The sequence below is a fragment of the Niallia sp. Man26 genome, assembly GCF_022049065.2.
In the GTDB taxonomy this organism is placed as follows: domain Bacteria; phylum Bacillota; class Bacilli; order Bacillales; family Cytobacillaceae; genus Niallia.
This window is the reverse complement of record NZ_CP095743.1, coordinates 1045803-1061244: the sequence shown is the minus strand read 5'-3', so window position 1 is coordinate 1061244 and position 15442 is coordinate 1045803. Positions and strand designations below refer to the sequence as shown.

13 protein-coding genes and 1 riboswitch are annotated in these 15442 nt (G+C 39.8%); of the genes, 1 reads left to right on the top strand and 12 read right to left on the bottom strand.

Annotated elements, in window-relative coordinates:
- The first annotated feature begins 61 nt into the window (after positions 1-61).
- A complete protein-coding gene (locus tag L8T27_RS05390; protein WP_237941056.1) occupies positions 62-901 on the top strand; it encodes a TetR/AcrR family transcriptional regulator in 840 nt (279 codons plus the stop codon).
- A 53-nt stretch (positions 902-954) separates the two neighbouring features.
- Here L8T27_RS05390 and L8T27_RS05385 read toward each other — a convergent pair whose 3' ends face one another.
- The 12 genes from L8T27_RS05385 to L8T27_RS05330 form a co-directional block, all read right to left on the bottom strand.
- Complete coding sequence (locus tag L8T27_RS05385; RefSeq protein ID WP_237941055.1) at positions 955-2622, bottom strand: sigma-54 interaction domain-containing protein; 1668 nt, start codon at positions 2620-2622, stop codon at positions 955-957.
- Between the two features lie 144 nt (positions 2623-2766).
- Positions 2767-4230, bottom strand: coding sequence for a sodium/proline symporter PutP (gene putP, locus L8T27_RS05380; RefSeq protein ID WP_237941053.1), 1464 nt, complete (start codon positions 4228-4230; stop codon positions 2767-2769).
- A gap of 193 nt (positions 4231-4423) precedes the next feature.
- Positions 4424-5992, bottom strand: a complete 1569-nt coding sequence (pruA, locus tag L8T27_RS05375) for an L-glutamate gamma-semialdehyde dehydrogenase (protein WP_237941051.1) — start codon at positions 5990-5992, stop codon at positions 4424-4426.
- A gap of 54 nt (positions 5993-6046) precedes the next feature.
- Complete coding sequence (locus L8T27_RS05370; RefSeq protein WP_233317121.1) at positions 6047-6961, bottom strand: proline dehydrogenase family protein; 915 nt, start codon at positions 6959-6961, stop codon at positions 6047-6049.
- Positions 6962-7274: 313 nt separating this feature from the next.
- Complete coding sequence (locus tag L8T27_RS05365) at positions 7275-8057, bottom strand: transporter substrate-binding domain-containing protein (RefSeq protein ID WP_282581424.1); 783 nt, start codon at positions 8055-8057, stop codon at positions 7275-7277.
- Between the two features lie 474 nt (positions 8058-8531).
- On the bottom strand, positions 8532-9242 hold the full coding sequence (locus tag L8T27_RS05360; protein WP_233317122.1) for a GntR family transcriptional regulator: 711 nt from the start codon (positions 9240-9242) through the stop codon (positions 8532-8534).
- Between the two features lie 72 nt (positions 9243-9314).
- A complete protein-coding gene (locus tag L8T27_RS05355) occupies positions 9315-10133 on the bottom strand; it encodes a PfkB family carbohydrate kinase (RefSeq protein ID WP_233317123.1) in 819 nt (272 codons plus the stop codon).
- A gap of 104 nt (positions 10134-10237) precedes the next feature.
- Positions 10238-11206, bottom strand: coding sequence for an SIS domain-containing protein (locus L8T27_RS05350; RefSeq protein ID WP_237941049.1), 969 nt, complete (start codon positions 11204-11206; stop codon positions 10238-10240).
- 139 nt (positions 11207-11345) lie between these two features.
- Positions 11346-11912, bottom strand: coding sequence for a phosphate propanoyltransferase (gene pduL, locus L8T27_RS05345; RefSeq protein WP_237941047.1), 567 nt, complete (start codon positions 11910-11912; stop codon positions 11346-11348).
- A gap of 153 nt (positions 11913-12065) precedes the next feature.
- A complete protein-coding gene (locus L8T27_RS05340; RefSeq protein ID WP_237941045.1) occupies positions 12066-13271 on the bottom strand; it encodes a M20 metallopeptidase family protein in 1206 nt (401 codons plus the stop codon).
- Between the two features lie 114 nt (positions 13272-13385).
- Positions 13386-13586: a hypothetical protein gene (locus L8T27_RS05335; protein WP_233317127.1), complete on the bottom strand. Its 201-nt coding sequence runs from the start codon at positions 13584-13586 to the stop codon at positions 13386-13388.
- A 231-nt stretch (positions 13587-13817) separates the two neighbouring features.
- Positions 13818-15017: a phosphoglycerate dehydrogenase gene (locus L8T27_RS05330; RefSeq protein WP_233317128.1), complete on the bottom strand. Its 1200-nt coding sequence runs from the start codon at positions 15015-15017 to the stop codon at positions 13818-13820.
- 122 nt (positions 15018-15139) lie between these two features.
- A riboswitch (ZMP/ZTP riboswitch) is annotated at positions 15140-15220 on the bottom strand.
- Between the last annotated feature and the right edge of the window lie 222 nt (positions 15221-15442).

The window sequence follows — 15442 nt, the reverse complement described above, 5'->3', positions numbered from 1 at the left end:
ATATAATACTGACTAGCCAGTCATTTGTCAAATTATTTATAGCTAGGAGCTAAAATAGAGTATGGTTAAAAAACAATTAATTATGGACACTGCATTAGAATTGTTCGCCAAGCAAGGAATCGCCACAACCTCCGTTCAGCAAATAACAGAAAGCTGCGGGATTTCCAAAGGGGCATTCTATCTATCATTTAAATCAAAGGATGAGTTGATTCTCGAACTGATTGACGACGCCATGAAGCAGTTAGTTTCTAATCTTGACTACCAAGTCAAACATACGCCTGTAGATGACAATTTCCTGTATAACTTTTATCACTCGGTTTTTTCCACTTTTAAAAAAGATTCTGATCGTGGAAAGATATTTATGAACGAGCATAATTTTTCTGTCAGCCCAGATCTTATTAAGAAATTACATCACTATGATAAGCTGATAAACAGCACAATTCTGCTCTTGATAGAAAAAGTTTTCGGAAAATCTGCTGACCAGGTGAAATATGATTTGCTGTATTGCATCAAAGGCTTTTTAAAAACTTACTCTGAACTATTTGTATTTACAAAGCTCCCTTTAGATGTCTGCCTTTTGTCAAAATCTTTAGCAGAGAAAACAAACCTGCTTGCCATTCATGAAACAATACCTTTTATAACGGAGGAATTATCTTATCTGATAGAGTTACCGCAAGACGCTTCATTAGATAAGGAAACAATCGTTAAGCTTCTAAACTCGAATACTGAAGCTTGTAACGGGGAATATGCCAAGGAGTCTCTTCATTTGTTGATCGAGCAGGCTAACAACCAGACAATGAGCCCTGCTGTTATTAATGGGCTTATTGAAAACATTCGCCATATCCATAACGGAAAATGGCTTGCGTATTTGCTGCGGCGTTTCTTCCAGCTAGAGACATAAAAAAACACGGAGCAAAGAAGGACTATTTGTTCTTCTTTGCTTCGTGTTTTTTATCAGCTTAATCCGTATTCTTTTATTTTATTATAAAGCGTTCCCCGGGAAATTCCTAACAGATTTGCCGCTGCACTTTTGTTGCCATATGTTTTCTTGAGTGCTTCTTCTATTTCTTGCGCTTCATCCATCTTTGCATGAGAAGATAGGAAGGAATTATCCACTTCGTTGTTCTCGATAAGATTATCTGGCAAGTGAGCTAGCGTAATTCTGTTCGTATCATGCAAAATGATAATTCGTTCAATTATATTTCGCAGTTCCCGCACATTTCCTGGCCATTCATAGTTTACAAACAAAGCCATTGCTTCTTCATCAACAACAGGAACAGGCTTAGTATATTTGACACTGAATTCCTCTAAAAATCTTTCAACAAGTGCTGCAATATCCTCACGTCTCGTTCTTAACGGGGGAATATAAATATGAATGACTGACAGTTTATAAAATAACTTCTCATTCAGTTCTCCATCTTTGAGAAGACTTTCCACAGACCTTGACGCTGAGGCGATTATTCTTGTGGAAGAGGAAATCACTTCCTGCCCTCCCACTCGGTAAAAGGCATTCTCCACTAAGTACAGGAGCAGTTTTTCTTGCAGGGCCAACGGCATCTTGTCAATATTTTCAATAAAGATAGTGCCATTTGCAGCCTGTTCGATTTTTCCTGTGATAACATTTTGCTTTTCATCGGTAAACGATGCTTTTTCAATGCCAAAAAGCTCAATTTCTAACAGCCCTGGCGGAATAACGGAACAATTGATATTAACAAATGAACCAGTAGCCTTTGAACCGCCGTAATGAATCGCTTGGGCAAGCATTTCTTTGCCTGAGCCGGCCTCGCCGGTAATTAAAACAGGGATGTCTGCATGAGCCATTTTTTGCGCTACTTTCAGCGATTCCTGAAACTTCGGACTTCCGCTGTCGAAGGATAAAAACGGATTTATTTTCTGAACAAGCAATGTCGACGCAGAGTCCAGCTCTTCGTTAAGCCTGATCATTTTTGTAATATCATGCTCTGAGGCAATCCCGCCTATAATCTTATTATCCAAAATGACTGGTGTTGCATTTATCAGCACATGAGTATCCGCATTAGGTCTGTGATACTGCCCTCTCACTGGATAGCCTTCGTTTAGAATGCGCTTTAGTACAAGTGATTCATCACTAAAATGACTAGCGAGTTTTGCTCCGATAATATGCTCTTTTTTTATTTTATAGGTTTCCTCTGCTGTTGTATTCCAGCCAACAACAATTCCTTCCTCATCAACAGCAGTTACCGAATCGTTGATCGTTTCAGCCAATGTATGAAAATAAGCAGTAGTTTGCCGGCGCTCTGCTTCAAGCATATTTACCCAAGTACTTTCCGTTATAATCCCAGCGGGAATCCCATCCTCCAGCCACAGTGCAGGACGGCGCCAATCAGCTTTATACGGGAGCCTTTCTGCAAATGCTGCGAAGGACGGAATCCATTCAAGCCGCTTGAGCCACTCACCTATTGGAGCAGTCGGTGGAGCCAACGCGATTATTTCGTACTCATAATTGCCGATTATAAAGTATGTTCCGCCTGTCACAACGACAAAATTATACTCAAGAAGTTTCGATTTTATCTCAGCTATCGGCGTCTGTTTATCTGCAACCGCAAAAGAGCGGTCAAGCTGTATTTGTGCATGTTCGAACATACTATTACCCTTTCAAGCTTTTTTACTAACTTTACCATACCAAAGGCTTAACTTTCTACTGCTAGATATAAAGAAAATACATAGAAAAGAAAAAGCTGATTGTTGTGTGTTTACAAAATCAGCTTTTTCTTTAGTCACGGACTGTTATACAGATTGCTTATATTCGTTGAAATTCTCCACTTGTTTAGCGTTCGGTGCTTCTGTAAGCAGGCTGACAATCCAGATGCTTAGCAGACCGACAATAAACCCTGGGATTATTTCATAAAGATTCTCTTTCAGAACGTCTATGCTTGCCCAGATGATAACTGTCACCGCTCCGCCGACAATTCCAGCGAGGGCTCCCCATCTGTTCATTCTTTTCCAGGAAAGACTCAGCAGAATGACCGGGCCAAAGGATGCACCAAAGCCTGCCCACGCATATCCTACAAGGGAGAGAATCGTCCCGTTTTTATTAAAAGCAAGAAGTACAGAAACAATAGATACTATAAGCACGGCAAGTCTGCTGATTAACAACAGCTCCTTTTCACTTGCCTTGCGTCTGAAGAATGTTTTGTAAACATCTTCTGTCAGGGAGCTTGCTGTTACGAGCAGCTGTGAAGAAATCGTACTCATAACAGCTGCCAGTATTGCAGCAAGGAGGAAGCCGGTAATGAGCGGATGAAACAGTATTTCACTCAATTTAATAAAAATTGTTTCCGCATCCTTTATTTCTAATCCTTGCTGAGAGAAATAGGCAAGACCTAAAAAACCTGTAAACATGGCGCCGCCGACAGAAAAGATCATCCAGCCCATTCCAATACGTCTTGCCTTTTTAATTTCTTTCACCGAAGAAATCGCCATGAACCGTACGATAATATGCGGCTGACCAAAATAACCAAGTCCCCAAGCAACCAACGATATAATGCCCAGAACAGTCGTCCCTTTGAAAATATCAAACAGCTTTGGATCAATTTCTTTTATTGTGTCAAAGCCGGATCCTAGACCTCCAACCTCCATAATGGTCACGATTGGTACAAGTATTAATGCAACAACCATAATCAATCCTTGCACAAAATCTGTCCAGCTTACTGCCAAAAATCCGCCAAACAATGTGTAGGCAATGACGACTGCAGCTACAATCCAAAGTCCTGTTTGATAATGCAAGCCGAATGTAGTTTCAAATAAAACCCCGCCTGACACCATTCCTGATGAAACATAAAACGTAAAAAAGATAATGATGACTAACCCTGATGTCAGACGCAATATATTGGACTTATCTTTAAATCTATTTTCCAAAAATGCTGGAATAGTCATAGAGTTATTGGCCACTTCTGTGTATGCCCGAAGGCGCGGAGCTACATATAGCCAGTTTAAATAAGCTCCTATCGTCAAGCCGATTGCAATCCATGAGGCACTTATCCCTTGGGTGTACATTGCTCCCGGAAGCCCCATAAGCAGCCAGCCGCTCATGTCAGCTGCTCCTGCACTCAATGCTGTAACAGCAGGACCAAGCGACCTTCCGCCAATCATATAATCTTCTAGATTGGATGTACGTTTATAGGCGAAGTAGCCAATAACAAGCATTCCAGCCATATAAATAGCAATCGAAATTAAAATTTGTGTATTCAAGTCCCCATCCTCCATTCTCTAATCTAAGAAGTCCTTTTATCCCCATTTTGATCCTTTGCCAAATTTTCGAATATTCATTCTTTTATAAGCAAAAATCAATAAATATTTAAGCGAATATGTATTTTTATATGTTTTTCGCTTAAACAGGAGATGCACAATGAAAAAGTACATCTCCTAGTCTATTATTTTTATATTATTTTTTTCTAGATGTCAACTTCGCTTGCGTAAATAATAGCAAATAATCATAGCCGCCAGCTTTTGAATCAGTCCCAGACATATTGAATCCGCCGAATGGATGGGCACCTACAAGTGCACCTGTACATTTTTTATTTACATAAAGATTTCCACAATGCATATTTTCAAGGGCATAATCTATTCTGCTGTCATCTTGCGAATGAAATGCACCTGTCAGTCCGTATTCCGTATTGTTATAAATGTCAATCGCTTCCTGCCAATCGGAAGCTTTTGCAATCGCAAGCACAGGTCCAAATATCTCCTCCTGCATGATACGTGCCTGTGGATCAACATCTGAAAAGATTGTCGGTTCCACATAGAACCCGTTTCCATCCGCTCTCTTTCCTCCAGCAAGCAATTTTCCTTCCTGTTTGCCAATTTCAATATAGCCCATTATTTTGTCAAATGATTTTTGATCGATAACAGGTCCTACCGGATGATTCTCTGCCGGCAAGCCGATTGAAAGATTTTTTGTCAATTGTACTACCTTGCTGACCACTTCGTCATAGACAGACTCTACGATAACTGCACGGGAGCCTGCAGAACATTTTTGGCCTTGATATCCGTAAGCAGAAGCAACAATTGCCGCTGCAGCAGCATCTAAATCAGCTGTTTCATCAACAACCACACCATCTTTTCCACCCATTTCAGCAATCACACGTTTTAACCAAAGCTGACCATCTTGAACTTTTGAAGCTTTTTCATAAATTCTGCAGCCAACTGCTCTTGAACCTGTAAACGAGATAAAGCGTGTTTTCGGATGCTCAACTAAATACTCACCAACTTCAATACCATCACCAGGCAAATAATTTAATACTCCAGAAGGCAAGCCTACCTCTTCCATCAACTCGACAAACTTAGCAGCAATAACCGGTGTAGCATCAGCCGGCTTCAAAATAACCGTGTTGCCTGAGACGATAGCAGCAACAGTCGTTCCAGCCATAATTGCCAATGGAAAATTAAACGGTGAAATAACAATGCCGACACCTAGCGGAATATACGTAATCTTATTTTCTTCACCAGCAATCTGCGTAAGCGGCTGATGAATACTCGTCTCGCTCAAACGAATCATTTCTCTTCCATAAAACTCCAGAAAATCAATAGCTTCTGCCGTATCAGCATCTGCTTCTACCCAGTTTTTCCCTGACTCCAAAACAAGGTAGGCGGAAAATTCATGCTTACGCTCTCTCATCAATGCAGCAGCCTTGAACAAGTAGGCTGCACGTTCAGCCGGAGCTACCTTTTTCCACGTTTCAAATGCTGTTAATGCTGTTTGCATAGCTTTTTCTGCCAGCTTAGTAGATCCCTTGCTTACAGTGCCAACTACTTCGTCCACATTTCCTGGATTCACTGAGACTGTTTCTTCCTCAACAAAAAGTTTTTCCGAGCCGATCACAATTGGATACTTCTTCCCAAGCCCCTCTTTGACCCTAGCTATTGCTGCATACATTGCCGTTTTATTTTCCTCTGCTGTAAAATCAGTTAATGCCTCGTTTTTGAAAGTTGTGTAAGGTGCAGTTGTCGTCATAATAATTCAGTCTCCTTTTTTGTATATTTTGGATAAAACTATTAAACTTTAAGCTTACTTAAAGAAATTCTTGACGATAAACCAAACATTAGCCGGCCTTTCTGCAAGCCTCCTCATAAAATAACCGAACCAATCGATACCGTAAGGAACATAAATCCGAACCTTGTAGCCTTCCTTCACAAGTCTGTCTTGCAGCTCTTCACAAATGCCGTACAGCATTTGAAACTCGAATTGGTCATTTGGAATACCATGCTGTTTTACAATGGATTTCGTATACTCGACCATCGCCTCATCATGTGTCGCTACAGCTGCATAGTTGCCGTTAAGCAAATGCTGTTCAATAATTTTTTTGAAGTTGTTATCAACATCCTTTTTCTCCGGAAAAGCGACATTCGGTGACTCTTTATACGCTCCCTTCACTAGCCGAAGATTAGCAGACAGATCATGCAGATCAGCAATATCTCCTTCTGTCCTGTATAGATAGGCCTGAAGAACAATTCCGACATTGTCATATTCCTGACGAAGCTCCTTGTATATGTCGATTGATTCCTGACAATGACCATAATCCTCCATATCAATTCTCACGAAATTTCCGTACGACTTCGCCCGGTCGAGAATGTTACGCATATTTTTCATACATAACTCCCTGCTGATATCTAATCCGAGGGAAGTCATCTTCAGAGAAAGATTTGATTCTGCCTTCGCTTCAGCAATGGCGTCCAACGTTTGAATACACATCGCAGCAGATTCTACTGCCTCTGCCTCTGTTGAGATAAATTCACCTAAATGGTCGAGAGTTACGACCTTACCTTGTTTGTTTAATCTTTTTACCGCATCAATTGCCATTCCGATTGATTCTCCTGCAACAAACCTTGCTGCACCTAAACGAAGCCCATATTTTTTCGCAAGTCTGTTGGCTGGCTGATTTTTTGCTAATGACTGAAACATATTCCGCATAAGCGCTTCCATTTTACGTCAATCCTCCTTGTACTCAAGCCTCTTGCTCCATTTTATTCATATTGAATGTGGAAAATTCATCTTTTTGAACAAAAGTGTTCAATCACTTCGTTTGTTTGGACAATGTTGTTTATTTAAGTTGATTATATAATATAATTATTCAGAATTGTATAAAAAAGTAAGAAAATCTAACACATTTTTTTATTTTTTACAATGAATATATGTTTTACTAAATTCCTCCATTCTCGCCTATAAAAATAAAGAGAATGCAGACTAATCTGCATCCTCTTTTCCCCTAGTTTCTTCTATAATATATTGCTACTTGTTAATCTACTGATTTAACGCCGCCAAACCATTTAGAAACGAGTTGATCCATTTCACCATTTTCTTTCATCTCTGCCAATTCTGTATTAAATTTCTCTGTCAGCTCACTGTCCTTTGGAAAGGCAATAGAAGCGCCGCCAGTTTCATTATTCGGGACAGAGATAACTTTCAGATTATCATTGTTTTTTATATATCCTTTGGAAACAACATCTTCCATTAAAACTCCTTCAAAACGGCCGCTTTTAATCTCTTCCACTAAGTCAGGCACTCTATCCCTTGTCTCCACAGTGAAATCAACTTCTTTTTGCAGTTCTTTTGCCTTTTCCGCTTGTATGGAACCAACTTGTACTCCCACTACTTTCCCTTTAATGTCTTCAAAAGTCTGAACAGCTCCATCACTGGCTACTACCATAGAAATATCACTTCGAAAATAAGGATTAGTAAAATCCACATTCTTGCTGCGCTCAGGAGTCGCTTCCATACCAGCCATAACAAAATCAACCTTACCTGATTGCAGTGATGTAATCAAACCACTGAAATCCATGTCTTGAATGACTATTTCATAGCCAAGCTTCTCACCAAGCGCTTTCGCAAGATCCACATCAAACCCAATAATCTCCTCACTCGTTGCCGTATCAATATACTCAAACGGAGCATAATCAGCTGAAGTTCCCATCACCAATTGCTTACTACCTTCCTCTCCACCAGCCGCACTCTTCCCGCATGCAGCTAAACCAAGCATACAAACAACCAGCATAACCATCCCCACAAATCTCCTCTTCAAAAAGAACCCCTCCATCTCAACAATCATATGTATTATTTAATACGTTTCATGACGTTTTATTTATTTATACTACTTTCCACCAGCATAGTCAATATATTATTAGAATTTACAGAAAAGTGCAGGGCGCCTGCTTATCGGCGACTGCATAAGACGAGATGGCCTTAGAAGGTGGCGCTCTTCCACCTTCTTGGACAGCTTGGCTTATGACCTCGAGCCGATGGCGCCCGGAACTGGACAGAAAAGTGCAGGGCGCCTGCTTATCGGCGACTTGCATAAGACGAGATGGCCTTAGAAGGTGGCGCTCTTCCACCTTCTTGGACAGCTTGGCTTATGACCTCGAGCCGATGGCACCCGGAACTGGACAGAAAAGTGCAGGGCGCCTGCTTATCGGCGACTTATGACCTCGAGCGTGGGCAACCGTTTAGCAGCAAAATACAAAAAAGCAACCTCCTCTATGAAGGTTGCAAGCTGGCTTTAAAACGAAAACTTATATCGTTCGCCGACAATATACTGTCTTCCTAAATAAACAGGGACAGCAGTATCAGAAACGACTGTTTCCAAATAGAAAAGCGGTTCTCCAATTGTAATATCAAGCAGCGGCGCTTCCTGGTCAGATGCTCTGACAATTTCCAAGGAAGTTTCTCCTGCATTGTTTAGGTTAATACCGTATTTCTCTTCTAACAGCTCATAAAGGGAGCCGTCGAGACTCTCTTCCAGCAAAAATTTATACCGCTTAAAGGAATAGAAATTATTTTCGAGCATGAGCGGACGATCGTCTGCATATCTGACCCTTTGAATATGAATCAGCTGGTCATCATCGTCTAGCATTAACCGTTCTTTTTCATTGTCATCTGGATCAATCAGTTCCTTTTTGATAACCTTACTTGTTACTTTCAGGCCATGTGCTTCACAAGAAGCGGTAAAACTCTTTAAATGAAGAATCTTTCTTTCAATCTTTTGTGTCTGAACAAATGTCCCTTTGCCTTGCTTTTTTACAAGATAGCCTTCTTCCACCAATTCGGTAATCGCTTTGCGGACAGTAACTCTGCTGATATTATACTTGTCACTGAGCTCCACCTCTGTCGGAATCTTGTCACCAGCTTTAAGGCGATTGGCAGTAATAGCTGTGCGCAGCGTTTCTTTCAGCTGTATATAGAGAGGGACACGATTCTCTTGCTTAATCATATTAGTTATCACCTATTCTATTCATTTACTCCAAGAATAACAAAGACTTAAAAATAAATAAATCTTTTCCACTTAATAAGCTTTGCCATGACCAAAAGCACCTTCTACAAGACAAGATGCTGCCGCAAATTCGGCAGCTTTAGCAAGTGCAGTTTCCAAACCATCTTGTTCTTGTTGTAAGTAGTGCAGCAAAAATGCTGTCAGGAAGGAATCTCCAGCTCCTAATGTATCAACAGCCTCGATTAGTTTCGGTATTTGCTTGTAAAAGCTTACTCCATCATACAGCAATGCTCCTTCTGCTCCCATTGTTGCTATAGAAAGTGTGCTTCCAAGTGATACCATTTTCTTTAGGACAGCCTTTGCTTCCTCTTCTGTTAAGTGGCTGCATGAAAGAAAGCTATAGTCAACAAATGGCCCAATTTCAAGCAAGTATTCCTCTGTGAAATCATCAGAAAAATCAAAGGAAACTGGTACACCTGCAGCTTTAATATTCGGCATCTCTTTTTCCAAATAGCTGTACTTGCTAGTATGCAGCAAATCAAAGGATTGGATATATTTTATATCCTCCTTATTTAGTTGGAGCTTATGATACTTCCTTATTCCGCCATCATTGCTCTCCAAAAACACCCGATCACCGTTTTCTAGTCCGACTAATGCATAGCCGCTCTCTCCTTCGACTTCCTGGCAGCGTTTTGTATCAATTGCTAATTCCTTCAGTACATTTCTAATATGCTGTGCCTCATCATCTGTGCCGAATATCCCTAAATAAGCAGCATCAGCGCCAAGCGTTTTCGCATAAACACTGAAATTCAGAGCATTTCCTCCTGGATACATTATTCTTTTATATGTATATTTATCGACAACATTATCGCCAATCCCTAATACTTTCACCGCAATCCTCTCCCCCATCACATCACCTGTATAAAACCCACGCCAATTATACAATACTGCTCAATTTTTAATCAATTGTGTAAAAACAGCTGAAGAAAACGACTTTAGTACGCAACCTTGCCCATATATCTTCTTGTTTCTAACGGATGCTGTCTGATTTTTGCCAATTCTGCTCGGTACACACTTAAAATACTGTAGAAAACAATCGGATTAAAAAATTCGACAACCTCATCATCAATTGTATTAATCCCTAATTCCTTGCAGTCAACCACTTCTAGCTTTTCTCCATATTGCTTCAAGAAGCTAAGCGCCCTTTCATCTAAAGCTCTCGTTCTGCCTTCATTCATAAGTAAAATATATGGTGTTTCTTTATCTGTTACTTCAAATGGACCGTGAAAATACTCCCCAGTATGTATGGCTGAAGCATGAACCCATTGCATTTCCATTAAAGAACAAATGGAAAACCCGTAGGCATGACCGTATGAAGCACCGCTGCTCAAAACATAGAACATATTCTCATGCTCATATTTTTTAGCAAAGGCTCTTGCTCTTTCTGCTACTTGTATGCGTGCTTTTGCAATAACTGTATTGATTTGCTCTAACCCTTTTATTACTTTATGATAAGCATCATAACCTTCTATACTGTGTAAAGCCTCGACGGCAATGGCAAAAATAATTGCCATTGGGTTGTCTTTTACGTCTGTTTCTTCTCCCCATTTATAAAGAATATTATAGTCTCCATATTCGACTAATGCACCTGTTTCATTATGTGTCAATGTAATAGTCGATGCACCTTTTTCTTTTGCCGTTTTTGCTGCTTCCACAGACTCTTTCGTATTGCCTCCATGGGAGCAGACAACAACAAGTGAATGACTTCCCAGCGCTTTAGGCACCGCATGCACAAACTCATTACTCGTGTATAGGGACACTCTCGTTCTTTTCGCTTCACTTTTGAGGAAATATTCAGATAAATACATATCGACTAAAGAACCTCCACAGGCCACTAAATAAATATCTTTCATTCCTTCTTCCTTTTTTGTGTGTATTTCATTAATGATTTCCTTAATATTCAATTTTATCTCTCCCCTATCCGCCCATTTTAAAATACGTATTAAAACGTATTATTAATACAAATAATAGCGACATATTGCTTTTTCGTCAACCTTTTCGTTTCTAATAAAAAACACGGTCCCTAAAGACCGTGTTTTTTAACTATTTTATTAATACCCCTTTATCCCCTGTCTGAATTCCTGCAGCATTTGCTTCATCTGTATCAATATGCATGTCCAAGGCATAAGTATCCTTAACTCTGATTAATACTTTATTGAAAATAAGCTCCCTTTCCCCGTCCGTTTTTACACTAACATATTGTCCATCACTTACACCAAAATTGTCAGCATCCTGTTGTGTCATATGAATATGCCGCTCTGCAATAATAACCCCTTTATCTATTGTGATTTCTCCATGAGGACCAATAATCGTAATGCCAGGTGTTCCTTCAATTTTGCCGGAAGGGCGGATGGGTGGATTAATGCCCAGCTGGCGGGCATCTGTTTTTGAAATTTCCACTTGTGTCAGCGTACGGATTGGACCAAGAATTCGCACCCTGTTAATTTCAGACTTATCCGTTTTGATAGTCACCGTTTCTTCTGCGGCAAACTCTCCAGGCTGTGATAATTCTTTTTTACTTGTCAGCTCATAATTTTCTCCAAACAGCTTTTCTACATCTTCTTTTGTTAAATGGATATGTCTATTTGATACACCGATCGGGATTTGCATTTTCTGCCAGCTCCTTTATACGTTTTTTTTACCTTTCCCTAATAAAAGCAGTTTAATCAAGATTAATCATATCCTGTATCGCCCCAATATGTCTGCCATAAACCTATAATAAAAAAAACCTTTTCTCCTGTATGGATAAAAGGTAGGTTATCCTTATTTTACCGTAACTGCCGCACATCCTGACGGTATTTCTGCTAAATAATAATGGCTGATAGCAAGCATTGCTTTTCCGGCATAAAGCATTGCTTTTTCATCAAAATCAAACTTTGGATGGTGATGTGGATATATTGCTTGCAATTCCTCGTTTCCTGCTCCTGTAAAAAATATCATCCCCGGCTTCTTCTCTAGATATAATGCAAAATCCTCACTCACAAGGAGGGCAGGTACTTCTTTTATTACTAACTCAGGCAGGGAGGTCTTAACGGTGTTTGCAAAAATATCCGTTTCAGCAGGATGATTATATACACTTGGCATTCCATACTTATAGTTGAATTCATAATCTGCTTTCGAACTCATGCAGATGCCTTTAATCGCCTCTTCCATTGCTTCTTTTACAAGCTGTTGTACTTCCTTTTCGTATGTTCTCACCGTGCCCTTCATTACGGCAGAATCAGCAATGACGTTTGCAGCATTCCCTGCATGAATGGAACCAATTGTTAGTACAGCTGTTTTCTGTGGATTCACCTTGCGGCTGACGATATATTGAAGCTGGTTAATAAGCTGGCCTGCTACCGCAATAGAATCAACTGTATCATGAGGAGATGATCCATGACCGCCTTTGCCTTTAATCTTAATCGAGAAACCATCGCCAGCAGCGGTTGTATACCCCTTCGTATATGCTATTTCCCCTGTAGGATAAAGACTCCATAAATGATTGCCAAACACTGCATCTACTCCTTCAAGGCAATTGTCTGCTATCATTTTTTCGGCACCGCCTCCGCCTTCCTCTGCATGCTGAAACAGAAGAATGACGTTTCCTGCAAGATTTTTTCGATTTTCATTCAGCACCTTGCCAACTGCCAGCAAGGTAGCTGTGTGCCCGTCATGGCCGCATGCATGCATGACACCATCAACCTTCGACTTATATGGTACGTTCTTTTCATCCTGTATCGGCAATGCATCGAAATCGGCCCGCAGTGCAATTGTCTTACCAGGTTTCGCTCCGTAAATATACCCAAGAACTCCCATCCCACCGACATTTGTTCGGATTTTAATACCAAAATCAGTCAAGATGTCTGCAATCAGTTTAGATGTTTTGTATTCTTGGTTAGTTAGCTCTGGATACTGATGAAAATGCCGTCTCCATTCCACCATCTTGTTATACATTTCCTCCAATTGTTCGTTCCAGTTCTCCAGCATATCTATTCCTCCCTTTTATTATTCAGTAAATTCTGAAATTTAAATTTACACCTATGCTTATATAGTTAAGATACCAAGGCAGCAGGCTGCATGCCTTGGCACAGGAGTTCATTTTTATCGGCCGCCGAAAAACTTTCTAAATTTCTCTAGTTCTTCTTTGCTATATTCCTTCGTTTTATCAAAATACGGATTGTCCTCTAAAGGGTCTTTTGGATCTAGATTTGTTTTCATTGAAAAAGCTGCTTGGTTCAAGCCATCTCCAATAAGACGATCATCAAGGCTGTTAAAATCAGGCATTTTGTCATTTCCCATCATTGCACCTCCCAACCTTTTTAGGGTGGGCGTTTCCTGCTATTTTATGTAGAAGGCCTGCTTGTTCCTCTAATATGATTCACGTTGACATTAAACAAACCTTAGAAAATAATGGTTTCATTATACTTTTTGAGATCTTTCTAGTCAAATAATTATAAGAAAATTAAAATTATTTAAACTATTAATTTTTATTATAATAAAAAAAGCTCCCACATCAAAGTGAGAGCTATTATCTTAAATTATACGAGTAGTTACAATTCCTTCAATTTCACGGATTTTTGCTTCTAATGAAGGGATGATATCGCCAGCCACCTCATTGTCAATATCAATCATCGTGTATGCATATTCACCACGGCTTCTGTTAACCATGTCAGCGATATTCAAACTGTATCCAGAGATTGCCATCGTGATTTGTCCAACCATATTCGGCACGTTTTTATGGAATGCTGCGACTCTCTGCTTGCCTGTATAAGGAAGATATACATTTGGGAAGTTAACGGAATTCTTAATATTCCCTGTTTCCAAGTAATCCTTCACTTGGCGTGCAGCCATAATCGCACAGTTTTCTTCTGATTCCTGTGTTGAAGCACCTAGATGAGGCACAGGAATTGTATTTTTCATTTTCAATACATTTTCATTTGGAAAATCAGTGATATATCTGCCGACTTCGCCATTTTCAAGAGCAACCGCCATATCGATTTCATTTACCAGCTCTCCGCGGGAGAAGTTCAGAATTTGAACACCTTCCTTCATGATGCTGAATGCTTCTTTGTTAAACATCCCTTTTGTATCATTAGTTAATGGTACATGAACAGTAATATAGTCGCTTTCTGTAAACAGCTGCTCAATTGTCATCGCACGCTGTACATTTCGAGAAAGATTCCATGCTGTATCAACAGAGATGAATGGGTCAAAGCCGATTACATCCATATCCAAATCAAGAGCATCGTTGGCAACAAGTGCTCCAATCGCTCCTAAACCGATAACACCAAGTGTTTTTCCTTTAATTTCTTTACCGACAAACTGCTTTTTACCTGCTTCAACAAGCTTTGGAATTTGGTCGCCTTCTTCTTTCAGGTTTTTCGCCCAAGCAACACCATCAAACAGATTACGAGAAGAAGCCATTAAGGAAGTCAGAACCATTTCCTTTACTGCATTTGCATTTGCTCCAGGTGTATTGAAAACGACAATTCCTTTTTCTGTGCAATTTTCAACAGGAATATTGTTAACACCTGCACCTGCACGAGCAATCGCCTTTAATTTGTTCCCAAATTCCATAGAATGCATATTATAACTGCGAGCTACAATCGCATCAGGATTTTCACTGTCATTATCAATGATAAAATTCTCTTTCTTAAATACGTTCAATCCGCTGCCTGCGATATTATTCAAGGTTTTGATTGTTTTTACTTTGTCTAAAAGGGTTGTGCTCATGTAAGTTGCTCCTCTTCCCATAAAATAGTTTGCAAAATTCTTTGCTATTTGACCAAAAACAGCCCAAAATCTCTTCCAATAAAGAGAAAGAGGCAAAGGAAAAAGAGAAAGCTTTATTCCCTTACCTCTGCCCAGGCGAACGGCATCGACACTATGTGCTCCCCTACGGTTAATCCCGCGTTTCGCCAGTCACACACAGCCTTTTGATTTCTTCTAATTTAACAAATTCTCCAATAAGATTCAATGATTATTTAAAAATTCACCAAGTTTATTATTTTCCAAATCCCAAGCCATTTTACTGGAATAACTTTATATTTCTATTAATCAGGATTCTAAAGAATAAGCTCACTAACAGATTATTTTGTATAAATCAGTCTACGCCTCTATTCTACAGAGAGAGCTATGTCTATTTTTAATCTAATTAG